Origin of the sequence: Neobacillus cucumis (genome assembly GCF_002860255.1) — a bacterium.
GTDB classification, from domain to species: domain Bacteria; phylum Bacillota; class Bacilli; order Bacillales; family Cytobacillaceae; genus Neobacillus; species Neobacillus cucumis_A.
Window position 1 is genome coordinate 17,107 of sequence record NZ_PGVE01000072.1, and the last position, 24,478, is coordinate 41,584.

Below are 24,478 nucleotides of genomic sequence, written 5' to 3' on the forward strand. Positions count from 1 at the left end.
AATTCAATAGTGGCTGGAAATCCTGCAAGGTTTTATAAATATATAAATCTTAAGACACAAGCAAGATTGTGAAATATGTATTAAAACTAACTGAAGCTTGCGTTGTAAAAAGGGTTGCTTTTCAACAGCCCTTTTTCTTTTTCTACTACCGGGCAGGGGCAGAATTCGACCGCTCAATTCAGAGGCAGGCAACCAGTTCACTAGTCTGGGGGGATTTTAAAAAATGTAACTGAAAAAGAAAGGATTTCAGTAAAAAAAGGGGGTTTGCGCGGTATTAATAAGAAAGTGCGCGGAAAAAATCCGAAACCGCGCGGAATTCCAGTCGAAGTCCACTGAATTGCATCCCATTCAACCCCCTAAACAAATGAAAATTACACAATTTTTTTAAAACTATGTAGGAATCTCCCAAACCCTTATCTTTATCATAGAACCCAACAATAACATCGGGACATTATATTTTGATAATTTCTTTCACCAGCTTATCCGGAAAAACCCGGACGGTAATTAAAAAAGGATTATCTGCTAAGGTAATAGACGTTTAAAAACCGATAAAAAGTTACTTATTTTAATCCTTGGCTTGTTCCTCGGGATTATTTTGCTCTTCAATTTTCAAGAATAGAATGTCGTCACTTATTTTCTTTTCATGCTGGTTCTTCAATGTGAGTAGTGCCGCCTTCCCGTCACTAGGCGACCCATCAGAAAAATACATTGGAAAAAGTGAGAAAAATAGCATATAAAAGGAGAAATAGATAAACTGATACCAAAAAACTGATTTAACTAGAATTCCTTGAGAAATAAGGGCGTGTACCAGAAAAATACCTGCCAAGTTGAATAAAGAGCCGCCAAGGTAAATGAAGGTGTTTGTAACACGGTTATCGTGCTTTAACGTCTTAAACTCGCAGGCCCCATTCCAGAAATAGTATCTCCTTACTTCAATATTCCAAAAGGAAAATACCATAGTACCGCATCCGATGGCGATTTTTTTCTCTGATCCCCCGAAAAGCGTAACGAAAAAAATATGCCCGCATAGATGGATAAGGGTAACGATAGGAAGGATTACAAAAAAAGAGATTAAAAATTTTATAACATCAGCGAATCCAAACATGACGATCCCCCTTAAATAAACAATGTAGAATATGTTATTTCGTTTGTGTGTGAAATGAACGTTTTTTTATGTACCCTGTAAACAAAAAACGTTAACTAGAAAAAATTCACAGTATAATAAAATTACTAAATTATAATATAGTAAGCCATTAATTAAACGTCATTCGTTGGAAGGAAGATTATAATGAACCAATTAAAAGATAAAATAGCAATTATTACAGGGGTAAGCCGATTAAAAGGGATTGGAGCAGCTATTTGTAAAGAGTTGGCTGAAACGGGTTATCATATCTTTTTTACCTACTGGACGGAATATGATAAAAAAATGCCCTGGAGTATTGATTTAGAGGAGCCAATAAAATTAAAAGAAGAACTACTAAAAACAGGTGTTAAGGTGTCATGTATGGAGTTGGATTTAACTCAGCCTAATGCAGCGGAACAACTTATAAATAGAGTTTCTGTACAACTCGGTTATCCTGATATCTTGATTAATAATGCTGCCTATTCAACGAACAACGATTTTTCTACTATAACTGCAGAAGAACTGGATAAACATTACCTGGTAAATGTTCGTGCAACGACTCTATTAAGTAGTAAATTTGCCCAAGGCTTTAATAAAAAATCGGGTGGAAGAATAGTCAATCTGACTTCAGGTCAGTTTCAAGGACCCATGCCTGGTGAATTAGCCTATGCAACAACAAAGGGGGCAGTGGATGCTCTAACTATTACATTGTCTGCAGAACTAGCCCCTTTAGGAATAACGGTTAATGCAGTCAATCCAGGTCCAACTGATACAGGATGGATGACACAGGAAATAAAAAGTCAATTAAAACCGTTGTTTCCTTTCGGTAGAATAGGTGAACCGAGAGATGTCGCAAAAATCATTAAATTTATTGTCAGCGAAGAAGCAGATTGGATTACAGGTCAGATCATACATTCAGAAGGTGGATTTAAAAGATAATTAAGCCCCTTCAATAGGTGAAAATCAATTCGTGAATAAGTTACAACTTTATTGACATGGAAAAATGACAGAAAGAAATCAGTGAAACTGCTTTGTTTTTTTACTTTTGTTCACAATGAATAGAGCAAATCTTAATTTTTAGTTATTTTATATAATGACAGATGATAGTTAATTAATTATTATGTAACTAATTGTTACGAGTGATGTTAGGTTTTATAACATTAAAAACAGAAGATTTATTTGATTATGAAAGAAACAGAAAAAAATTGTCTTACTAGGTCTACAGTACATATTAGCCATATATGAAAGAATGTGTAGATTTGCCGTCTTTATAAAACAAAACTATTTACCTAATTTACTGAATAATTTTATTTTGGTAGAATTATAAATAATAGTTAACAGTTTATTTCATTTACCCATTCAGCAAAAAAACAATGTGTTTTTTTGCTGTTATTTTTTAACAAAAAGGAAGAGAAATCTAAAATTTTTTATTGAGCCTATGACGAATCATAATTCAATATCCATAGACTTTTCTTCCTAAAATACAAACATTGAAAATTCTAATCTACAAACAACATGGTAAGCCATTTGAAAATTAGGAGGTTTCTATGAGTTTAAAGGTAAATGATATTTTAAATTTAGAAATTATGAAGGACGCAATTGTGGTCACAGGGGAAAATTTAGTAAAGGAAAAAGAAGTTCAGTGGGTTTCTGCGATGGAAATGCCAGTAGAAAGCTTTGTCCGCAAGAATGAATTTGTTTTGACCACTGCAATCGGCTGTGGTCAAGATTATAAGGAATTCTTGAAATTTTTGTCTGATATTATTGATTCAGAGGCATCTGCGTTAGTAGTGGCACTTGGCAGGCATATTTTTGAAATTCCAATAGAAGCCATTGAACTAGCGAATAAGAACCAATTAATTCTGATTGAAATCCCATGGGAAATCAGATTTTCTGAGATCATTGAAGAGGTGATGCTTGAATTAAATGATGCTAATTATAAAGAGAGCAGACGTTCGGAAAAAGTGCAGCAGGAGCTTTTAAATCTAATCCTTCAAGAAACAGAGTTGACATGTATTGCAAATTATTTATACAAGAATGTTGGGTACCCAGTTATTATTACTGATCAGATCGGAACAGTTCAAGCCAATAGTAATGTTTGCCCTGACTTACTTGATCAGTGGCGGGAATATACTGTAAAAGGAATCATTCCTGCAAGAAAATTGGTGTCGCTTGCTTCACATGACCCAATGATTCAAAAAATACAAACGATTAAAATTGAGGATTATTCTATTGTACAGCTTCCGGTTATTCAAGTTTCAGAAAATACACAAGACTTTTTATTTGTAATTCTCCCATCTTCTATTTCGCTCGAACAGTTTTTAACTCAATATACAGTCAATGTTTTAGAGCACGCCGTAACAACAATCGCTCTCTGGTTTTCTAGAAAAAATGCCGTGGATGAAGCAAAATCCATCCTCCACGATTCTTTTATTAAAGCCATCTATAACGGTGAATTTGTCTCCTGGGATCTCGCAAATTCCCGTGCTGAAAAGATGGGTTATACTCTTACGTGCCCATATATTTGTATTACGGGTTATCCGGAAAATTTAAAGAACCTTTTTAAACAAAGGAATTTAGATGAAGAATTCTATCAGTTATGGTTTGAAAGCATGATTCATTATATAAAAGAAGAAATTTTCTATGCGGCCCAGTCATTACATAAAAAGGTTATGCTTACATATCAAGAAGAGAAACTATTGGTTTTTCTTGAAATTTCCCTGGATAATAAAAAAGAAGGGATTACAAATTTTTTAGATTTAGTGGATCGGCGCTTGCGAAACTTACTGCCTAATGTCGTCATTTCTTGGGGGATTGGCAATTACAATGAAGGGATATTAGGTTTTAAGGAAAGCTACCAAAATGCTAAAATAGCTTTGAATATCAGCAGGAATAAAAAAGGATATGGGAATAGGGTTATGTATGAAAATACCCGCATCGACCGCTTGTTGTTAAATCTCTTTCAAAACTCAGAAATGAAAGAAATTATTATGACAACAGTTGAACCATTAGTAGAATACAATAAACAGAGGAATCTTGATTTAATAGAGACCATCAGTACCTATAATCATTATCAAGGGAATGTTAGTAAGACAGCAAAAGCTCTATTCTTGCACCGGCAATCCTTGCTTTATCGTTTAAGAAAGATTGAAGAATTGACAGGTCTTTCCCTGGTGGATCCAGAGGATTTGTTTTTACTGGATTTAAGTATCAAAACATGGAAAATGAGATTTTAGCATAACAAAAGAAGCCAGTCAAAGAGAAATAGATATCTCTTTGCTGGCTTTTTTTATTGTCAGTCATGTTATTATACAAAATGTAAGAAAGAATATTAAGAAAATTCATACAAATTATCGAATGTATTTTACATCACCTATTTTTATAATAAGAATCACCAATAGTAAATTGCACACATGCAGACATAATACTTTTACATAATAGCAAGACCAAGATTTATCCTTTCAAATTAAATATGAGGAGTTGGGTACGAGCAATGAAAAAATGGATCATGTCTATTCTAGTAGGTGTTATGCTTGTGGTATTAGCAGGATGTGGTACTTCCAAAAGTACTTCTGCAGGGGGTTCAGTCAGCGGAGAGACCACGTTAGAAAAAATGAAAAAACAAGGCTATGCTACTGTTGGTTTTGCAAACGAGATTCCATATGCTTATGCTACTTCCGATGGGAAATTAACAGGAGAATCTGTTGAAGTTGCAAGAGCTGTTCTAAAAAGACTGGGAATTAAAGAAGTAAACGGAGTATTAACAGAGTTTGGTTCATTAATACCTGGTCTCAAGGCCAAACGTTTTGACATCATCACAGCTGGTATGTACATCACGCCAGAACGTGCAAAGGAAGTTGCATATGGAAATCCGGACTATATGATTGGCCAGGCAATTGCTGTTAAGAAAGGGAATCCTTACAATCTTCATAGCTATGAGGATATTGCCAAAAACAAAAAGGTCAAAGTCGGTGTAATCGGAGGTTCTGTTGAAAGCGGCTATTTAACAGCAGTCGGTGTCTCTAATGAACAGATCTCCATTTTTCCCGATAATTCATCCCTCATTTCTGCCTTACAGTCAAAGCGTGTTGATACTGTCACAGTTTCAGGGCCGTCCATTCGTAAAATGCTAGAATCAGCTAATGATCCAAATCTCGAGAGTGTTAATGACTTTGTACAGCCCGTAATAGATGGAAAAAGTTTCAGGGCTTATGGGGCCATTGTCTTCAGGCAGGGAGATGATGAATTTCGTAAGGCCTATAACAAGGAGTTGCAAGCTTTGAAGGATTCAGGGGAGCTTTTAAAGATTTTGAAAAAGTTCGGTATGTCGGAAGATGAATTGCCTAAGGATGTCACAGTCGAGGACGTATTAAAGTAAGAAATAAGGTTCAGTCAGAAATCAGATGTTTTATCTGATTTCTGAATTTTTTTAAAAGCATGTAAGATACGGAACACTTTATTTTCTGGCTGGGGGTTTTTATGAGAATCATAGAAACAGACATCTTAATCATTGGTTCCGGTGCTGCTGGGTTAATGGCATCGGTGTATGCAGGTCTGACCGGCAGGGATGTTCTTGTGATTGACAAGGGGATTGCAGGTAAAAGTGGTTCGACGGTAGGGGCTGTTCAAATGGCAGGATCCGGGAGTTGGTCAAGTAAGTATGACACGATTGAATCCTATACAAATGACATCCTTGTCAGTGGAAAGGGGTTAAGTAAATTTCCATTGGTCCAAGCACTTGTCCAAGATATTGAAAAAATCATTAATGATTTGGTGGAGTGGGGAATGAAACCGGATATCGCCTCTGATGGAAATCTTTTAGTTTCTTCAGCTTCCGGGCATAGTCACCCACGTTCAATTAGTGCTAAAAAGGGGAATAGCGGTCGGGCAATCATCCAAACGTTAACACGGAAAGTGAAAAATCTTACGAACATCAAGCTAATGAGTGATACCATAACGATTGAATTAATAAGTTTTGAAAATAAAGTACATGGGGCGGTTGTTTATGACTTGGCGAAAGCAGAGATTGTATTGCTTTTAAGCCATTCAGTCATTCTTGCAACAGGAGGAGCTGGTCAGCTATACCCTGTTACTAGTAATCCCATTCAAGCAACAGGGGATGGTTTTTCTTTAGCGTTACAAGCGGGTGCGGCTTTGATTGATATGGAGCAAATTCAATTTTATCCTGTCAGTCTTATTTACCCGGAATCTCTTAGTGGATTTTGTATGAGTTTCTATCCTATGGCCAAGTTGTTCAACAAATCTTATGAGAGATTTATGTATCGCTATGAACCTGAAAAACTCGAGGATGTTACGAGGGACCGGTTAGCCTATGCAGTGGAGCGGGAAGTGCGTTTAGGCAGGGGAACTGAACATAATGGGGTTTGGCTGGATGGAACAGCATCGATTAAAGAAATTAAGCAATTATTTCCTCATGAATATAAGTTATGCCTTCAGCATGGTGTAGATTTAGCGAAGGATCTTGTGGAAATAGCGCCTGCTGCTCATTTTATAATGGGTGGAGTGGAGGTAGACCAATGGAGTGCATCCAGTGTAGAAGGGCTGTATATTGCAGGTGAAACAGCAGGCGGCCTTCATGGCGGTAACCGTTTAGGAAATAATGCACTTTCCGAATGTTTGGTATTTGGAGCAAGAGCAGGAAAAGCGGCGGCATGTTATAGGGAGGCAGTGCCCAATCTTTCTGACAGCAAGATAGAGCAATTGATTAACAGGGCTAATAAGTTTGTAAGCTCGATCGCCACATCCTCTGGTAAAAAGCGCCCCTATCAAATGAAGGACCAGATTCGTCATATTATGGGTGAACATGTTGGTGTTTTAAGAACCAGAATGGAGCTTAAAACAGCACATGATGAATTGGAAATGATTCATCAAGACCTTGCCAAAGTGACGGTAACAGGTGTTGGGAAACCTTTTGCTAGAGAAGTTTTGGATTATATTGAAGCCAATCATATGCTATGGACAGCCAGGGGGATCATAGGTTCTGCACTAATGAGGAAAGAGAGCAGAGGGGCACATTGTCTTATCGATTTTCCTGAAGCCATAGCGAATACGGAACACACAACCGTTCAATGGAAAAAAGGGAAGCTGTATTTTTCGAGAAAATTAGCCGAAAAAAGTTGGTGACCTATGCTAAAAATAAGGATGGAACGATTGGAGGAGGAACGCCTTCCTCGGACGGATAATTTTGAGATCCCCCTTCAAAAAGGAATGACTGTGTTAGAGGTTTTGGAAACAATCTATCGTGAGAGAGACCCGACCATTGCTTATCGTTTCTCATGTAGAACTGGTCTTTGCGGTACATGCGGGATAATGATCAATCATAAATCCGGATTAAGCTGCTTGAAGGCTGCAGAAGCATACAGTGATGGATACCTTCATCTTAGTCCACTGCCAAAGGGAATTACAGTAAGGGATTTTGTGAAAGAAGTAAAGTGATGATTATAAGTTGGAATACGAAAGTGGGGGTAGGAATGATATATGAAGCGAGAAAAGGACAAGTAAGTTATGGAGAAGCAATAGGAATTCTGCTTTTAGACACTTTTGCACCGTTTATTCCAGGTGATGTTGGCAATGCCACCACGTACTCTTTTCCTGTAAGATTTCGTAAAGTTGAGGGCTTTTCGGTTACCCGTTTGTTTAACAAAGATCGGACCGTCCTTGACTCATTAGTTGAGGCCTGCCAAGAGCTAGTCAGTGAAGGGGTAAAAGCCATTACAGGGGATTGTGGTTATATGGCATTATTTCAAAAAGAACTAGCTGAAAGGGTGGAAGTTCCCATCTTTCTTTCTAGTCTGCTGCAAGTGCCATTTATCTCGAACATGTTAAGTGAGGATGAAAAGGTGGGAATAATCTGCGCGGATTCTAGGATTTTAGATAGTGATTTGTTAGAGGCAGCAGGGGTTCATGCTTCTATCCCAATCTGCGTAAGCGGGCTTGAAAATAAAGAGAATTTTTATAAAGCGGCCATTGAAGAAGTGGGAACGCTTGATGCGAAACAAATAGAAAAAGAAGTCGTTTCGGCAGCCAAACAAATGGTGGAAAATAACCCAATGGTGAAAGCCATTTTATTAGAATGCAGCATGCTTCCGCCCTATGCTGCATCTGTTCAAGAAGCGATTAACCTGCCAGTCTTTGATTATATTACAATGATTAATTATGTCTATTCGTCAGTCGTTAAAAAGAGATTTGAAGGATATATGTGAAATAGAGTTAACATCCATTTCTGCCCTCGCCGCATAAAATTCTTTACGACAGGAGTGTGGTTACGATAAATACCTATATTGAATTGGTACCTTCCCTATTAAATGGGGCCAAGATTACCATCCAAGTGCTTGTATTGTCTTTGATTTTCACCTATATGATTGCGTTTATTGCCGGCCTGGGAAAACTGTCCAAATTCAAAGTAATAAGTGTCATTTGTACGGTTTATATTGAAATTTTCCGAGGTACCTCTTTACTAGTTCAATTATTTTGGATTTACTTTGTTTTACCGTTTTTCGGGATTGAATTTTCTCCATTGACCGCAGGCGTAATTGCGATGTCCTTATGCTACGGTGCATATGCATCTGAGGTTGTTCGCGGGGCCATTTTATCCATTCCAATTGGACAAACAGAAGCTGCCATTGCGTTAAATATGACACCCTTTCAAAGAATGATTAGAATTATTATTCCGCAAGCATTCAAAATCATGCTGCCAGGGTTCGGAAATCTCTCGATAGAATTAATGAAAGGGACCTCACTTGTTTCATTAATCACCCTAGGAGATCTAACATACCAATCCTTAACCTTACGTAATACAAATGTCGCTCATACAACAGAAATTTTCGTCGCCTTACTCGTAATCTATTTTCTCATTGCCCTGCCTCTTATTTTTTTTGCCCGATGGTTAGAGCGTAGAGCATCTATAGGGAGGGTTTAGCATGAACTTATGGGATTGGAATTATACATTTGAGGTGTTCCCCGTCATTTTTCGAGCGATGTGGACAACACTTACAGCCACTATTACTGCGTTTGCCCTAGCAATGGTACTAGGATTAATTTTAGCTGTTCTGCGGCGGGTATCCTATAAACCAATTACATGGTTAGTAATCGCCATTAGCGAGTTTATTCGGGCAACCCCTCCGCTCGTGCAGCTTTTCTTTGTTTTCTATGTATTACCGTTTTACGGAGTATCTTTAACTCCCTTTGTAGCGGGAACACTTGCATTAGGGGTTCATTACAGCACCTATTGTGCAGAGATCTATCGTTCAGGAATTGACTCTGTTCCACGGGGACAATGGGAGGCTGCAACTTCTCTTAATTTCTCTAGTACCCAGAAATGGATGAAGATTATCCTTCCGCAAGCAATACCACCCATTATTCCAATGTTAGGTAACTATTTAATTTCTATGTTTAAAGATACTCCGTTATTATCGGCTATTACGGTTGTTGAAATGCTACAAGCGGCAAAAATTGCTGGTTCTGCTTCCTTCCGTTATCTAGAACCATTCACGATCGTAGGCTTACTTTTCTTATTATTAAGCTATCCTTCTGCACTATTGATTAAAAAACTGGAAGTTAAAATGAATCGAAGAAATCTAGGGAAAAAGGAAAAGAGATCAATAGAAAAGGGAGTGGCGGTATAATGTTAGCAGTAAAAACACAAGAGTTAATTGAAAAGAAAGCGGTGGATACAGTAAATCCACTGGTTGCTTATAAACAAGTAAGTAAGTCATTTGGTGATATCAAAGTTATTCGTGAATTAGATTTCATAGTTTCCCCTGGGGAAAAGGTGGCAATTATCGGACCGAGCGGCTCAGGAAAAACAACGCTGATTCGACTTTTAATGACTCTAGAGGAACCGACTTCAGGTGTTATAGAGATTAACGGTGAACCGCTTTGGCATAAAGAGGTAAAGGGGAAACTGGTAAAGGCTGATGAAAAACACTTACATAAAATGAGGGGGCAAATCGGAATGGTTTTTCAGCAATTCAATCTCTTTCCGCATATGACTGTTTTGCGAAATTGCACAGAGGCCCCGGTTAATGTGCTTGGAATGAGCCGTAAAGAGGCCGAAGAACGGGCAAAAGCCATGCTGACAAAGGTAGGATTAGGCAATAAACTGGATAACTACCCAGCGCAATTATCTGGCGGGCAGCAGCAGCGTGTAGCAATCGCGCGTGCCTTGGTTATGCGTCCAAAAGTTATGCTGTTTGATGAACCAACCTCTGCACTTGACCCAGAGCTAGTCGGCGAGGTGCTTGATGTTATTCGGGAAATTGCAGAAGAAGGGGATATGGCCATGATTCTTGTCACACATGAAATGGAATTTGCTAAAGATGTTGCTGATCGAATCGTGTTTACGGATGGCGGGAAAATCGTCGAACAAGGTCCTCCTACGGAGATCTTTGAAAAGCCTAAGAGTGATCGTCTTCAATCCTTTTTAAAGCGAATGAAATCAAAGTAAAGGCGTATTTGTACATTAAGAAATAAGAAGTAATAAGGAGAGGATTGGATGTCTTTTACAAAACTGAGAAAAGAGATAAAAATTAAGGACGTATGGGAAGCAAGAAAACAGATCAGTTCAATCATATGTCGGACGCCAGTCATTCAATCTACTATTTTATCAGAACTCATCAGTCGAAATGTCTATTTGAAACTGGAAAATGTCCATGAGGTGGGGGCCTTTAAGGTAAGAGGTGCGGCCAATAAAATACTAAGCTTGGGTGAAGAAGAACGCAAGCGAGGAGTCACAACGTACTCAACCGGAAATCATGGAATGGCAGTTGCGTATGTAGCGAAAAAGCTAGGTATTGATGCTGTTGTATGTATATCAAATCGCGTTCCAAAAGCAAAAGTGGATTCATTAAAACGGCTGGGAGCTCAGATTGAAATTGTGGGTGACAGTCAGGATGCAGCGGGTGTGCACTGTTATCAGCTGGAAAAAGATAAGGGTTTAACGGTTATTGAGCCCTTTGATGATCCCTATGTGATTGCTGGACAAGGAACCATTGGGCTGGAATTACTTGAGGACCTTCCCAACTTAACAGATGTGATTGTTCCGCTTTCAGGAGGCGGACTGCTTTCAGGCATCGGTTTAACATTGAAATCTATGGATCGTAACATAAGAGTAACAGGAGTTTCAATGGAAAAATCAGCAGTCATGTATGAAAGTTTAAAAGCTTGTAAACCCATAATGATGGAAGAAAGTGAGACACTGGCTGATAGTTTACTAGGCGGAATTGGACTTGATAATCAATACACATTTCAAATGGTCCAGAAATATATGAATGATGTGGTACTCATTTCTGAAGAGAAAATAGCCTATAGTATGGGTTTTATGATGGACAAACACCGAATGATTTTAGAAGGTGCAGCAGCAACCGGGATTGCAGCCGTTTTAGATGGTAAAATTCCGCATCAAAAGGGTGATGTTGCGGTTATTATCAGCGGACAAAATGTCGATCTTTCCGTTTTACCTACAATCATTCAAAAATATCTGTATAAAAAATAATTTTTCAACAAATTACGATTTTTGAAGAGATTTAAAGTATAAAAACCGTCTTATTCATTCTGTCCAAATAGATGACTAAGACGGTTTTTCTTTTTGAACTATGTTTGGATTTGACTATAAAAACTATGAATCTTTCATACACAATGTCAGATGAAAAAACATCGCTTCATTTCGTATAATACAAACAAATAGAAATATTCAAAAAATTATGTAAATCGATTTGAGAAACGGGAGTGATAGAAGTATGTCATTTTTAATAACAGAATACAAAGAAAGAATCCGAAAAACAAAGGAACGGATGATGCAAAAAGGAATCGATGTTTTGCTTGTCACTGATCCAGCTAACCTTAATTATCTTTCGGGATATGATGGCTGGTCATTCTATGTTCACCAGATGCTGGTTTTAATGATTGATGAAGAACAGCCAAAATGGATTGGACGCGGGCAAGATGCTAACGGAGCCAAAGCGACAACATGGCTTTCGCATGAAAATATTATTTCTTACCCTGATGACTATGTTCATTCAGATATTAAGCATCCGATGGATTTTGTTGCTGATAGATTAAAAGAATTCGGAAAAGCCAATAGCTCCATTGGAGTAGAAATGGAAAACTATTACTTCACCGCGAAATGTTATCAGCAGTTAAAGAAAGGTCTGCCGAATGCCAGCCTAGAGGATGCTACTTTACTTGTAAATTGGGTACGTCTGATCAAGTCGGAAGCTGAAATTGGTTACATGAAACGGGCAGCCAAGATTGTCGAAAAAGCCATGCAGGCAGGAATCGAGTTAATAGAAGAGGGTGTCAGGGAATGTGATGTCGCCGCGAAGATTTTCTACACGCAAATTACAGGAACAGAAGAATTTGGTGGAGATTATCCATCGATTGTCCCGCTTCTGCCATCCGGAGAAAAAACCTCTACACCACACCTAACTTGGACAGATGAGCGCTATAAGGATGGCGATGCTGTAATTTTAGAAGTGGCCGGCTGCTATAAACGATACCATTCACCACTGGCAAGAACGGTTCAAATTGGAAGACCAACAGAGGAAATGAAAACACTCTCAAGTGTAGCAGTAGAAGGTATTAATGCTTGCTTAGATATGATTCGTCCAGGCATAGCATGTGAGGAGATTGAAGAGACTTGGAGAAAAACCATTGAGAAGAGTGGATTTGTAAAAGAATCACGACTTGGTTACTCCATGGGATGTAATTATCCGCCAGACTGGGGCGAGCACACGGTGAGCATCCGAAAAGGCGATAAAACGATTCTTCAGCCAAACATGACATTCCATCTTATTCCTGGATTATGGCTGGACAAATACGGATTTGAGGTCAGTGAGTCCATCCGAATTACGGAAAACGGATGCGAAACCTTTGCAAATATTCCAAGAGACTTAACTTTAAAGGGACATCAGCTTTCAAAGTAAACCTTATGCGGAGGTGAGATATTCAGTGCTTATATTTACAGAACAAGAATTAAAGCAATATGTTGACATAAATTCAGAAGCAGTGGAATTAGTCGAAGCTGCTTTTACCAAATTAGCGAATAACGAAGCAGTGATGCCGCCAATCATGAGAGTAGACTTGGAGGAACACAATGGTGAAGTCGACGTCAAAACAGCTTATCTAAAAGGGAAAGAAATGTTTGCGATCAAGATTTCGTCCGGCTTTTTCAATAATTTTCAGCTCGGGCTTCCGACTGGAAATGGAATGATGATCTTGATCAACACGCAAACAGGGGTTCCGGAGGCGGTACTGTTAGATAATGGTTACTTAACAGATGTTCGGACTGCTGCTGCTGGTGCAGTGGCCGCTGCCTATCTTTCCAAAAATACGATTGAAACAGCCGGTGTCATCGGAGCGGGCAGCCAGGCAAGGTACCAGCTAAGGGCTCTGAGTCTAGTGAGGAACTTTTCAAAAGTCCTTATATATTCCCGATCAGCGGAACGTTCCCAAAAGTTTGCAGAAGAAATGACTGCTGAATTAGGAAGGGAAGTCATTGCAGTTCAAAGTGCGGAATTTGTAGTGAGAAATAGTGAGATCGTGATTTCGACTACTCCGTCAAAAGAGCCGATAATCAAAGCAGATTGGCTGCATCCAGGGCTGCATATTACAGCTATGGGATCAGATGCAGAACAAAAACAAGAATTAGAGCCGGAAGTTTTAGCGAAGGCAGATATCCTCGTGTGTGATACAAAAGCACAATGTGCACGCTTAGGGGAACTCCATCATGCGCTTGCCACTGGAGTTCTTACAGAGGTGTCGCGGGTTTTGGAATTAGGTGAACTGACATCCTTTAAGACGTCTGGAAGAGTAAATGATGAACAAATTACTGTATGTGATTTAACAGGAACGGGTGTCCAGGATACAGCCATTGCCCTGTTTGCTTATCAAGAAATGATAAAAAGAAATAAAGGGTTAAACATTGAAAATAAAATTTTACAAAATAAATAAGAGGAGTGGTTTTCATGACAAACACAAACGCAAAAATGGGAACGAAAGCAGTATGGGCAGGAGAGAAGGATTATTTAGTACATGGCGCAACCCAAGTACCAGTTGTGTTAAGTGTCGCTTACGGTTATGACGATATGGATGAATGGTACGATGTAGCGATTGGGAAAAAGAAAGGTCATATCTATGGACGCAATACTAATCCAACGGTTCAGGCATTCGAAGATAAAGTGAAAACTCTAGAAGGTGCAGAAGCAGCAACAAGCTTCTCAACAGGGATGGCCGCAATCAGCAATACACTTTCTACGTTTCTAGTACCCGGAGATCGCATTGTATCCATCAAAGATACATATGGCGGTACCAATAAGATTTTTACTGAATTCTTGCCTCGCCAGGAAATTGAAGTAGCCTTATGTGAAACTGGAAATCACGACCAAATTGAACGTGAAGTTGAAAAAGGCTGCAAAATTTTATACTTAGAAACTCCAACTAATCCAACAGTGAAAATTACTGATATCGAAAGAATGGCAAAAGCAGGTAAAGCCGCTGGTGCACTTGTAGTCGTTGATAATACCTTTGCCACACCGATGAATCAAAATCCGCTTTCTTTAGGTGCTGACTTGGTTATCCATAGTGCAACTAAGTTTTTAGGAGGACACGCAGATGCGTTAGGCGGAGTGGTTTGCGGGTCTCACGAACTTGTGGAAAAAATTTATCACTTCCGTGAAATTAATGGGGCAACAATGGATCCAATGGCTGCCTATCTTATTTTACGAGGAATGAAAACACTTCACCTGCGTGTTCGTCAGCAATGTGCAAATGCAATAGCGCTTGCAACATACTTACAGACAAAAGACATCGTTGAAGCTGTCTATTATCCAGGTCTTGAAACACATCCGAACCATGATGTGGCCAAAAAGCAAATGAAAAACTTTGGCGGCATGCTCAGCTTTGCAGTGAAAGGCGGAGTGGATACGGTTCGTGATCTGCTTCCAAAATTACAATATGCCAACCGTGCAGCGAACTTAGGGGCTGTTGAAACAACAGTAGGACCGGCTCGTACCACAAGCCATGTTGAATGTACACCAGAAGAACGTGCAGCAATGGGAATTCCGGAAGGTCTGATCCGAATTTCTTGCGGAATTGAAGAGATCGAAGATATCATAGCGGATTTTGAGCAAGCCTTTAACCACATTGAAAGTATTTTAAAAGTGAAGTAATTTACAGGCAAATGGAAGGGAGGCATTTAGCAGATGGTAGAACATACGGATCATCCTACAGTGCTTCAGGCAAACGAGTTATCAGCTAAGCTAGTCGGGTGGAGGCGCCGGTTTCATCAAAATCCCGAGCTCAGTTTTCAAGAGTTCAGGACCTCTAGGTTTGTAGCTGAATCACTTTCGAACATAAAAGGAATAGAAGTCGAAATGGGCATTGGTGTCGAAACGAGTGTGGTCGGAACGCTAACATCAGGTGAGGGACCGGTGATAGCGATCCGAGCCGATATGGATGCACTTCCGATTAAGGAAGAGAATACATTCGATTATCATTCGAAAAATGAAGGGGTTATGCACGCCTGCGGTCATGATGCCCATACTGCAATCCTGCTCGGGGCAGCCCATCTTCTCGCGGATAAGTTTGAAAAAGAAGAGCTGAAGGGAACCGTCAAATTCATCTTCCAGCCTGCAGAAGAGGCAACAGATGAAAAAGGCCTTTCAGGATCACCATACATGGTTCAGGCAGGTGTCTATGACCATGTCGATGCTGCAATTGCTCTTCATATGTGTCCGTGGCTCCCTGACGGATCCGCACAAGTAAACGATGGTTACAGTATGGCTAATGTTGATGTGTTTACCGCTAAAATTTTTGGAACCGGCGGTCATGGCGCCTACCCTGAATTAGGGACCGATCCGATTTGGATGCTTGGACTTGTGATGCAAGCATTGCATGGGATTGTTTCCAGAAAATTACCGGCCTTGGATGCAGGGGTGATTAGCATTGGACAGATTCATGCAGGGACGGCAAGTAATATTATCCCGAATGAAGTAGTTATTGCAGGCACGATTCGCAGTTATACAACTGAAGCACGGGATTTATTAAGTGTAGAGTTAAAGAAGGCCCTATCCATCGTAGGACCAATGGGCGGCAGCTATTCGCTCGACGTCGAAAGAGGTGAACCGGCTTTAAACAATGATGCACGAATCAATCGTTTATTTTTAAAGTCAATGGAAGAAATGTATCCGGAACTGCAGATTGTCAAACGTCCTTTCGGGATGGGCGGAGAAGATTTTGGCTATGTAACGCAAAAACTTCCAGGTGCTTTATTTTTCCTTGGAAGTGGAACAAAGGATGGCATCAAAAGGGATTTGCACACTCCGAACTTTGATCTAGATGAGAGCAGCCTGCCAAAGGGAGTTGCCATCTTGACGCAAACAGCTATAAATTTTTTGAAAGATGGACCCCATCCGTCCCTCATAAAAAAAATGGAGGTTAAGATACATGTCTCATAAATTAGCGTTTATTGGATTTGGTGTGGTTGGTCAGGGGTTAGCAGAAATCTTGCTTGAGAAAAAAGAAGAATTAAGGGAAAAAGAAGGCTTTGAAGCAACCTTAGTAGCCATTTCTGATTTTATAAAAGGCTCTATTTATAACCCGAACGGTTTGGATTTACAAGTGGCTTTAAAAACATTAAAAGAAACAGGGAATTTAGAAAATTATCCGCCTACCCCGGGATTGATCACTGGATGGGATAGCTTTCAAACCATAACCGGGACAAATGCCGATACGATTATCGAGGTGTCCTATACAGACGTGAAAACTGGTCAGCCAGCGATTGATCACTGCAAGGCAGCGTTTGAAAGTGGAAAAAATGTGGTGATGACAAATAAAGGTCCAGTTGCTCTTGCCTATAAAGAATTATCAGCAATGGCTGAAAAAAATGGCGTTTTCTGGGGATTTGAAGGAACAGTGATGAGCGGTACTCCATCGTTAAGAATGCCAATCGCCACACTAGCTGGGAATGAAATAAAGGAAATTCGCGGGATTTTGAATGGGACTACCAATTATATTTTAACGAAAATGGAACAGGAAGGTGTTTCTTACGAACAGGCGTTAAAGGAAGCACAGGTGCTCGGGTATGCTGAAGCAGATCCTACAAGTGATGTGGAAGGATACGATGCAAGATATAAGATTGTTATTCTAGCGAATTATATCATGGGCCTTCCGTTAAAAGTGGAAGACGTTGCGTGTAAAGGGATCCGTGATATTTCATTAAAGGACATCGAAGATGCAAAGACGGAAGGGAAACGCTGGAAGCTTCTAGCAAAGGTGAAAAAGGAAAATGGGAAAATAAAAGCCCAAGTTACACCAGAAAAAGTCGATCTTCACGATTCTTTGGCTTCCATCGGCGGTGCCGTTAATGCCATTACCTATGAGTGTGATTTGCTTGGACCTGTCACATTAAGCGGGGCAGGAGCTGGTAAAACAGAAACAGGATTTTCTTTATTAATCGACTTGATTCATATCAACCGTGAGCGCAAAGCGGTAATCGTTTAATAAAAAAGAGAAGGGCGGAAAACGGATGTCAGTTCAATTGAGAGGACAGAAGATGTTGATCGGAGGTATATGGGTAGAACGTGACAGGATTATTGAAGTACGGGATCCTCAAGATAATAGCCTAATAGATCATGTTCCAGCTGCTAGTAAAGAGGATATGCTTTATTGTATTGAAGAGGCAAAAGCAGGTGCAAAAATCTCGGCGGAACTATCTGTGCATGAAAGAATTGAAATTATCCATCGAGCGGCCGATTATATTGAAGAAAATAAAGAAAAATACGCCAACATCATCAGCAGAGAAGGAAGCAAAACTATTCGGGAAGCTCGAAAAGAAGCTGCGAGATGTATTCAAACACTAAGAATTAGTGCCGAAGAAGCAAGAAGAATTAATGGTGAGACTCTTTCCTTTGATCAATTGCCTGGCAGTGAAAATCGAGTTGGATATTATTATCGTTTCCCCATTGGCATTATTGCAGCTATTACTCCTTTTAACGATCCGTTAAACCTAGTAGCCCATAAAGTAGGGCCTGCGATTGCAGCGGGCAATGCCATTATCGTAAAACCTGCAAGTGTCACACCGCTAAGTGCCTTATTGCTGGCCGAAGCCTTCTTTCATGCGGGACTCCCTCCCAAAGTATTATCTGTTATTACAGGACATGGGCGTGAAATCGGTGACACACTGATCACCCATCCTGCGATTCGGATGATCAGCTTCACAGGAGGATTGGAGGCAGGAGAAGACATTGTCCGCAAGGCTGGTTTGAAAAAAATAAGTATGGAGCTTGGATCGAACTCTCCCGTTATTGTTCTGGAAGATGCGGATTTAGAGGAAGCGGTGGAATCTACTGTATCGGGCGCATTTTGGGCAGCAGGACAGAATTGTCTCGGGGTACAGCGCATTTATATCCAAGAAAGTATTATGGAGAAATTCCAGCAAGCATTTATCTTACGGACGGAGCAGTACTGTTTAGGTGACAAACAATCACTGGAAACGGATATGGGACCGCTGATTACAGAAAAAGAAGCCATCCGAGTAGAAAAAATGGTTGATGAGGCGATCGCCAAAGGGGCGATTTTACTCACTGGTGGAAAGCGAAACGGCGCATTTTATGCCCCCACTGTTCTAACGAATGTACCGGACGATTGCCAAATTGCTAAAGAAGAAATCTTTGGCCCAGTGGTCCTTCTTTTTCCGGCATTGGATTTAAATGCTGCGATTACAAAATCAAACAGTGTGGATTATGGTTTGCAGGCAGGAATCTTCACAAAAAATATTGAATTAGCTTATCAGGCTATATCCAAGTTGGATGTTGGCGGCATAATGATCAATGACAGCAGCGACTATCGAATGGATGCCATGCCATTTGGCGGAGTGAAAAAATCCGGTCTAGGGAGAGAGGGAATAAAGTTTGCCCTTCAAGAAATGACCGAACCAAAGGTAGTATGTTTTAAGTTATCTGCCCGGTAAAACAAATGACGAATCCCCGGCTGTCATTCATTTCATATAAGAGATAAGGGAGGAGAATGGCTTATGACATTTTCAACATATGAGTATAAAGAGAGAATTCGGAAAACAAAAGAGAGTATGACTCAAAAGGGAATTGATGTACTCCTTATTACTGATCCTGCCAATATTAATTATCTTTCTGGTTATGACGGCTGGTCATTTTATGTTCATCAGATGCTTGTTGTTATTATTGACGAAGAGCAGCCCATGTGGATTGGCAGGGAGATGGATGCTAATGCTGCGAAGGTAACCACTTGGCTGTATCGGGATAATATTATTCCATACTCTGATAAGTACATCCATTCAGATGTCAATCATCCAATGGATTTTGTAGCAAACATTTTAAAGGAAATTGGCCAAGAGAACCGAAACATTGGCGTAGAAATGGAAAACTATTATTTTACTGCGAAAAGCTATGAACAGCTTAAGAAAGGTTTACCAAATGCCTCCTTTCGAGATGCCACTTTACTGGTGAATTGGGTACGTCTTATCAAATCGGATGATGAAATTGAATATATGAAAAAAGCTGCAGTAATTGCTGAAAAAGCAATGATGGCCGGAATCCATATGATTCAAGAAGGAGTCAGGGAATGCGATGTAGCGGCCAAGATTTTTTACACTCAGATTACAGGAACAAAAGAATTCGGCGGGGATTATCCAGCCATTGTTCCGCTGCTCCCATCTGGAGAAAAAACGTCAACCCCGCATTTGACCTGGACAGATAATCGATATAAGGACGGAGACGCGGTCATTTTGGAATTAGCGGGCTGCTATAGACGATATCATTCACCGCTTGCTCGAACTGTCCAGATTGGAACACCAAAGGATGAAATGCGAATTCTAGCAGAGGTCGCAGTTGAAGGCATCAATGCCTGTATAGAAATGATTCGCCCTGGTATTGTTTGTGAAGAAATTGAAGAAACGTGGAGAAGAACAATCGAGAAAAGTGGTTTCGTAAAAGAATCACGTCTAGGTTATTCAATGGGACTCAATTACCCGCCTGATTGGGGTGAACATACTGTAAGTATTCGAAAAGGCGATAAAACGATTTTACAGCCTAATATGACTTTCCACCTTATTCCTGGGTTATGGTTGGATGATTATGGTTTTGAAGTGAGTGAGTCGATTAGAATAACGGAAGCAGGCTGCGAAACATTTGCAAATCTGCCAAGAAACTTGACGTTGAAGGAATTGGTATAAGGTGAGCTTCCTCTCTCGTTCAGGGAGGAGCTTTTTAAATAAAAGGGGGATGATGGATGGATGAAGAAGGCTACTATGGCTACTGCAATAGGAAATCTAGTCGAATGGTATGAATATGGTATCTATAGTTATACTGCCGCAATTATTGGGGCGCAGTTTTTCCCAGAAGAGAGTAGTTCTGTAGCTTTGCTTTACGGTTTTGCGATATTCGCTATTTCGTTTTTCTTCCGGCCGCTGGGGGGATTGATTTTTGGGTCCATCGGGGACAGGCTTGGGAGAAAGAAGATATTAGTTGTAACGATTCTAATGATGTCTTCTTCAACGGCTATCATTGGCTTAATTCCTAATTATAGTTCTATCGGTATCTTGGCGCCGTTGTTACTCATTGTCATGCGGATGACACAGGGATTAGCCGCTGGAGGAGAATATACAGGAGCGTCAGTATTTATGAATGAGTCTGCTCCTAATCATCGAAGGGGATTATTCACTAGTTTACTAGAATCAGGCTCCTTGCTCGGCTACATCATCGGTTCTATCTTTGTAGCAGTTCTTACAGGTATTCTCAGTCATGATAGTATGGCGGCATGGGGATGGAGGATCCCTTTTATTTGTTCCTTGCCATTAGCCTTAGTGGGAATGTACGTTAGAACTAAGATTGATGATACGCCAACTTTTATTAAGATGCAAAATGAAAACAAGCTGTCAAAGAATCCTTTGAAAGAAATGTTATCGACTGCCCGTAAGCCTCTTGCCATCTCATTCTTCATTGTAGCATTCGCAAATGGAGCTTATTATACATTATTAACATTTCTACCTTCTTACTTTGAAACTCAAGTTGGACTATCGACCCTTCAATCCCTAGTCGTTACGACTAGTGGAATGGTGTTTATGATGATCCTCTTCCCGATTTTTGGAACACTGGCCGATCGATTTGGCAGAAAGAGGTTTCTGCTGTTATCTGCTTTATTGTCGATATTTACGGCGATTCCTATTATCGCTCTCGTCACAAGTGGATCGCCGGCAGGACCATTGGTAGGTTATTTTGCTCTAAGTGTAATCGTAGCAATGTTTATTGGTGTTTTTCCTTCTACACTGCCAATGTTGTTTCCAAATCGAGTAAGAAATACTGCGTATGGGATTTCTTATAATATATCGACAGCCATTTTCGGTGGTGGCGCACCATTTATTATCACATCCTTGCAGACAGCTACAGGAAATAAATTGATGCCAGCCTTCTTCTTGATGGGAACAGGGGTAATGGCTATAATCTCTATATGGTTTCTTCCTAAAATAGGGAAAGTGGAGAGGGACAAAAATAATATTCAGAAAAATGGAAATATAGAAGCCGTTTAAAGTTTGTGAAGTGAAAAAATTAGTTGAATAGTCCGAGTAGAATAGGATAAAATGATAGTTTCTTCGTTGCTATCGGTGAGTTGATCACATTGGTTGAAAAGTATTTTATGTTTAGAAAGGCGGATGACTCTGCCTTTCTTTATTTTTGTCATTGATAATTCGGTTACAAGGTCTTTTTTTGACTTGGGGGATGTAAATTCGTGAATAAGTTACAGCTATTCTTATCAACTTAAGAAATATACAAAATAGAAGAAGGTGTATTATGGCGAAAACTGGTTATCGGTCATTCACCGTCATTTCTTTAAGCATGGCATTATTATTAATGTCATCCTGTAGTCAGTTACAAAGAAAAGAGGAATCAAATAAGAAAACAACTCCTCGTGAAGTTTTAGGTTTCTACACAGAACAGGAAGGAACTCTTCCAGGGTCTCAACCTACAGTGAACTCGCAATCTACCCGTTTAAGCATCATTGCACCCTTCTGGTATAAGCTTGATGATAAACGTCCCGGCAATCTTATAGGTTCCGTTACAGCTGATCATAAGAGAAAGGTTATTCAGACAGCTCATAAAAAGCACCTAAAGGTATATATGGTTGTACATAATCTTTTATATGAAACCGTAGAGAAGGGCAAGCAAGTAGCGAGTAATGTACTCGATAACGATAAAAACCGCAATGTTTTCATTCAAAACTTACGCAATGAAATGAACCAGTATAAATATGACGGTATTAATATTGACATGGAAAATTTATATTTGACTGACCGAGATTCTTTTAGTCAGCTAATAAAAATGTTGACTGATACGCTGCATCGTGATGGAAAGGTAGTTACGGTTTCCGTACCGGCAAACACAGGCGATTCCCGTGCTAATCCCTGGTCACCATGGTTTGATTACGAAAAGCTTGGTCAATTTTCGGATAGGTTAATGATTATGACATACGATGAACACAACCCGAGAACAACACCCGGATCAACCGCATCAGTCAATTGGACAGAAGCAACGATTCGTTATGCTTTGAAACATAAGGTACCACCATCAAAAATGTTACTAGGTATCGCGGGTTATGGATGGGACTGGGATACGACAACAGACAAAGCCTTGTATAGCTCCTATGCACAGTTAATGGGTCAGAAAACAAAATACAAAGCAAAAGTTCTATGGGACTCCCATTCGCAAACACCTCATTTCAGTTATGTAGATAAAAAAAACCATAGCCACCAGGCATGGTTTGAGAATAGCTATAGTCTGCGGTTTAAGCTTGACCTTGTAGAAAAATATAACTTACGTGGAATCGGGATTTGGCGGCTCGGCTTAGAAGATCCAATGTACTGGAAGGTGATACCCGAGAAAATCAAAGTAAAAAAGTGAAGTATCGTACATGTTCTTTGCCTAGGGGTGCTTTATTTCTTTCTAGGCAAAGAACAGAAAGTAAATTCCCTCAAAAGAGAAATCACCCACTCTATTTTTCTTGAGAATTTGTTCAATTTTAGATAGTCTGTTGTTTATTTTATTGGCATATGAAAAATCACCAAAACAATATGGGTATCTAAAATTCCATTTATTTTTACCACATGTATATAGGGAAGGGGATTTTTTAACCTGAATTTCAGAATAAGATTTAGCGAGTTTTTCACTGTGTTTAAAACCATGTTCGGCTACAAAGTCGATATAGCCTGGTCCCATATTATAACTTTGTATAATAGTATTTAAATCGACTTGCCGCTTTGTACCGTACTTGTACATTTCAGTAAAATGATAAATGCCCTGTTTGATACTGTCATGAGGATTATTAATTTCATTTCTCTTGAGGCCAGCCGATTCTGAAGATTGCATAGGATCATTTCCTTCTCCGTGGCTTTCTTGATCCATAATCGCAAGAATAATGGGTGTAAACTCTGATAAGTGATAATTATTCAGTTCATTGGAAATATATGGTAGATATTCAATGAGATTTTTTTCTGTTGTTTTTTGTTTAATGGTGTGATAAACCCATAATATCCCTAGAGCAGAAATGATCAAGAACAGGAGAATAAATTGGATTTTCTTTTTTCTTCTAATAATCATTGAATCCTCCACCTCATTTTTTGAAGCTAGTTATCTAGTATTTACACATGTTCCTGCACAAATTTGAAACTTTTGTTTAATATACAACGTATATCATTATAACATTCTCACAAACTCTATTATCAAAAGAGTAGAATGTTTTTTTATTATAAAAAGAATTTATTGTTGTAATTTAAAAACCATTTTTTTCTTTGTAAAAAACCATAACGTTGACTGTACGGTTTGGACTGTGTTATAGTTAACAGAATTAGAAAGGGGTGAGTAAGTTGGGGAGTTGCTTCGGATTGGTGAAATAGCTAGTTTAATGAACATTTCAAAAAGAACCATTGATTATTACACCCAAAAAGGCTTACTAAACCCTGTAAGGACCGATTCAAACTATCGGATGTACGGAGAAGATACTATTCAAATCCTAAGATTGATTGAACACTATAAAACTCTTAATATGCCACTCGAGGAAATAAAATCTTCGATTAAAATGTTAAAGTCTGAGAACACAATAGATAAAGAAAAAGTGGAAAAACACTGTGAACAAATTGCGGTTCTCATGGAGCATCTAAAAGAGGAAATTAAGGCTATGGAGCCTGTACTCCAAAAATTAAACAAAGATGAAAAAGAGATACTCGTAAATAAACTTTCCTTACAGGGAATGACATTGGCCCAAACATTGTTGTTATTATTTGGATAAAACATAAAATGATTTTTTAAAAAC

Annotated in this window: 22 protein-coding genes; 20 read left to right on the forward strand and 2 right to left on the reverse strand. The window is 39.4% G+C overall.

Going from position 1 to position 24,478, the window contains the following annotated elements:
* Positions 1-565: 565 nt before the first annotated feature.
* Complete coding sequence (locus tag CVD27_RS19590) at positions 566-1,105, reverse strand: hypothetical protein (RefSeq protein WP_180960365.1); 540 nt, start codon at positions 1,103-1,105, stop codon at positions 566-568.
* A 183-nt stretch (positions 1,106-1,288) separates the two neighbouring features.
* On the opposite strand from CVD27_RS19590, the gene CVD27_RS19595 reads away from it, so the two are divergent.
* From CVD27_RS19595 to CVD27_RS19685, 19 genes are all read left to right on the forward strand, one after another.
* On the forward strand, positions 1,289-2,062 hold the full coding sequence (locus CVD27_RS19595) for an SDR family oxidoreductase (protein WP_101649639.1): 774 nt from the start codon (positions 1,289-1,291) through the stop codon (positions 2,060-2,062).
* Positions 2,063-2,670: 608 nt separating this feature from the next.
* Positions 2,671-4,359 (forward strand): PucR family transcriptional regulator, encoded by a 1,689-nt coding sequence (locus tag CVD27_RS19600; RefSeq protein ID WP_101649641.1) that lies wholly within the window; start codon positions 2,671-2,673, stop codon positions 4,357-4,359.
* Between the two features lie 257 nt (positions 4,360-4,616).
* Positions 4,617-5,501 carry an ectoine/hydroxyectoine ABC transporter substrate-binding protein EhuB gene (gene ehuB / locus CVD27_RS19605; RefSeq protein ID WP_101649643.1) on the forward strand — a complete coding sequence of 295 codons (885 nt, stop codon included), beginning with the start codon at positions 4,617-4,619 and terminating at the stop codon, positions 5,499-5,501.
* A gap of 101 nt (positions 5,502-5,602) precedes the next feature.
* Positions 5,603-7,267, forward strand: coding sequence for an L-aspartate oxidase (locus CVD27_RS19610; protein ID WP_101649645.1), 1,665 nt, complete (start codon positions 5,603-5,605; stop codon positions 7,265-7,267).
* Positions 7,268-7,285: 18 nt separating this feature from the next.
* The gene (locus CVD27_RS19615; RefSeq protein ID WP_180960366.1) at positions 7,286-7,579 is read left to right on the forward strand and encodes a 2Fe-2S iron-sulfur cluster-binding protein; all 294 of its coding nucleotides are present in this window, start codon (positions 7,286-7,288) and stop codon (positions 7,577-7,579) included.
* Positions 7,580-7,614: 35 nt separating this feature from the next.
* Positions 7,615-8,346, forward strand: coding sequence for an aspartate/glutamate racemase family protein (locus CVD27_RS19620; protein WP_101649855.1), 732 nt, complete (start codon positions 7,615-7,617; stop codon positions 8,344-8,346).
* 56 nt (positions 8,347-8,402) lie between these two features.
* On the forward strand, positions 8,403-9,062 hold the full coding sequence (ehuC, locus tag CVD27_RS19625) for an ectoine/hydroxyectoine ABC transporter permease subunit EhuC (protein ID WP_308301806.1): 660 nt from the start codon (positions 8,403-8,405) through the stop codon (positions 9,060-9,062).
* A gap of 1 nt (position 9,063) precedes the next feature.
* Positions 9,064-9,768 carry an ectoine/hydroxyectoine ABC transporter permease subunit EhuD gene (gene ehuD, locus CVD27_RS19630; protein WP_101649649.1) on the forward strand — a complete coding sequence of 235 codons (705 nt, stop codon included), beginning with the start codon at positions 9,064-9,066 and terminating at the stop codon, positions 9,766-9,768.
* On the forward strand, positions 9,768-10,589 hold the full coding sequence (gene ehuA / locus CVD27_RS19635) for an ectoine/hydroxyectoine ABC transporter ATP-binding protein EhuA (RefSeq protein ID WP_101649651.1): 822 nt from the start codon (positions 9,768-9,770) through the stop codon (positions 10,587-10,589). The genes ehuD and ehuA overlap by 1 nt, the downstream gene beginning before the upstream one ends.
* A gap of 48 nt (positions 10,590-10,637) precedes the next feature.
* Positions 10,638-11,636 (forward strand): hydroxyectoine utilization dehydratase EutB, encoded by a 999-nt coding sequence (gene eutB / locus CVD27_RS19640; protein WP_101649655.1) that lies wholly within the window; start codon positions 10,638-10,640, stop codon positions 11,634-11,636.
* 244 nt (positions 11,637-11,880) lie between these two features.
* Positions 11,881-13,065, forward strand: a complete 1,185-nt coding sequence (locus tag CVD27_RS19645; RefSeq protein WP_101649657.1) for a M24 family metallopeptidase — start codon at positions 11,881-11,883, stop codon at positions 13,063-13,065.
* A 25-nt stretch (positions 13,066-13,090) separates the two neighbouring features.
* Positions 13,091-14,092, forward strand: a complete 1,002-nt coding sequence (locus tag CVD27_RS19650; RefSeq protein WP_101649659.1) for a cyclodeaminase — start codon at positions 13,091-13,093, stop codon at positions 14,090-14,092.
* Between the two features lie 14 nt (positions 14,093-14,106).
* Positions 14,107-15,309, forward strand: a complete 1,203-nt coding sequence (locus tag CVD27_RS19655; RefSeq protein ID WP_101649661.1) for a cystathionine gamma-synthase family protein — start codon at positions 14,107-14,109, stop codon at positions 15,307-15,309.
* 33 nt (positions 15,310-15,342) lie between these two features.
* Positions 15,343-16,596 (forward strand): M20 metallopeptidase family protein, encoded by a 1,254-nt coding sequence (locus CVD27_RS19660; protein ID WP_101649663.1) that lies wholly within the window; start codon positions 15,343-15,345, stop codon positions 16,594-16,596.
* The gene (locus CVD27_RS19665; protein ID WP_101649665.1) at positions 16,586-17,641 is read left to right on the forward strand and encodes a homoserine dehydrogenase; all 1,056 of its coding nucleotides are present in this window, start codon (positions 16,586-16,588) and stop codon (positions 17,639-17,641) included. The genes CVD27_RS19660 and CVD27_RS19665 overlap by 11 nt, the downstream gene beginning before the upstream one ends.
* A gap of 25 nt (positions 17,642-17,666) precedes the next feature.
* A complete protein-coding gene (locus CVD27_RS19670; RefSeq protein WP_101649667.1) occupies positions 17,667-19,109 on the forward strand; it encodes an aldehyde dehydrogenase family protein in 1,443 nt (480 codons plus the stop codon).
* Positions 19,110-19,172: 63 nt separating this feature from the next.
* Positions 19,173-20,348, forward strand: coding sequence for a M24 family metallopeptidase (locus tag CVD27_RS19675; RefSeq protein WP_101649669.1), 1,176 nt, complete (start codon positions 19,173-19,175; stop codon positions 20,346-20,348).
* Between the two features lie 60 nt (positions 20,349-20,408).
* Positions 20,409-21,701: an MFS transporter gene (locus CVD27_RS19680; protein WP_101649671.1), complete on the forward strand. Its 1,293-nt coding sequence runs from the start codon at positions 20,409-20,411 to the stop codon at positions 21,699-21,701.
* A gap of 262 nt (positions 21,702-21,963) precedes the next feature.
* Entirely contained in the window at positions 21,964-23,070 is a 1,107-nt protein-coding gene (locus tag CVD27_RS19685; protein ID WP_101649673.1) for a glycosyl hydrolase family 18 protein, read from the forward strand.
* Positions 23,071-23,112: 42 nt separating this feature from the next.
* On the opposite strand, the gene CVD27_RS19690 is transcribed toward CVD27_RS19685, so the two are convergent.
* Entirely contained in the window at positions 23,113-23,760 is a 648-nt protein-coding gene (locus CVD27_RS19690) for a lysozyme family protein (protein WP_101649859.1), read from the reverse strand.
* 310 nt (positions 23,761-24,070) lie between these two features.
* On the opposite strand from CVD27_RS19690, the gene CVD27_RS19695 reads away from it, so the two are divergent.
* The gene (locus CVD27_RS19695; protein WP_101649678.1) at positions 24,071-24,454 is read left to right on the forward strand and encodes a MerR family transcriptional regulator; all 384 of its coding nucleotides are present in this window, start codon (positions 24,071-24,073) and stop codon (positions 24,452-24,454) included.
* The last annotated feature ends 24 nt before the right edge of the window (positions 24,455-24,478 follow it).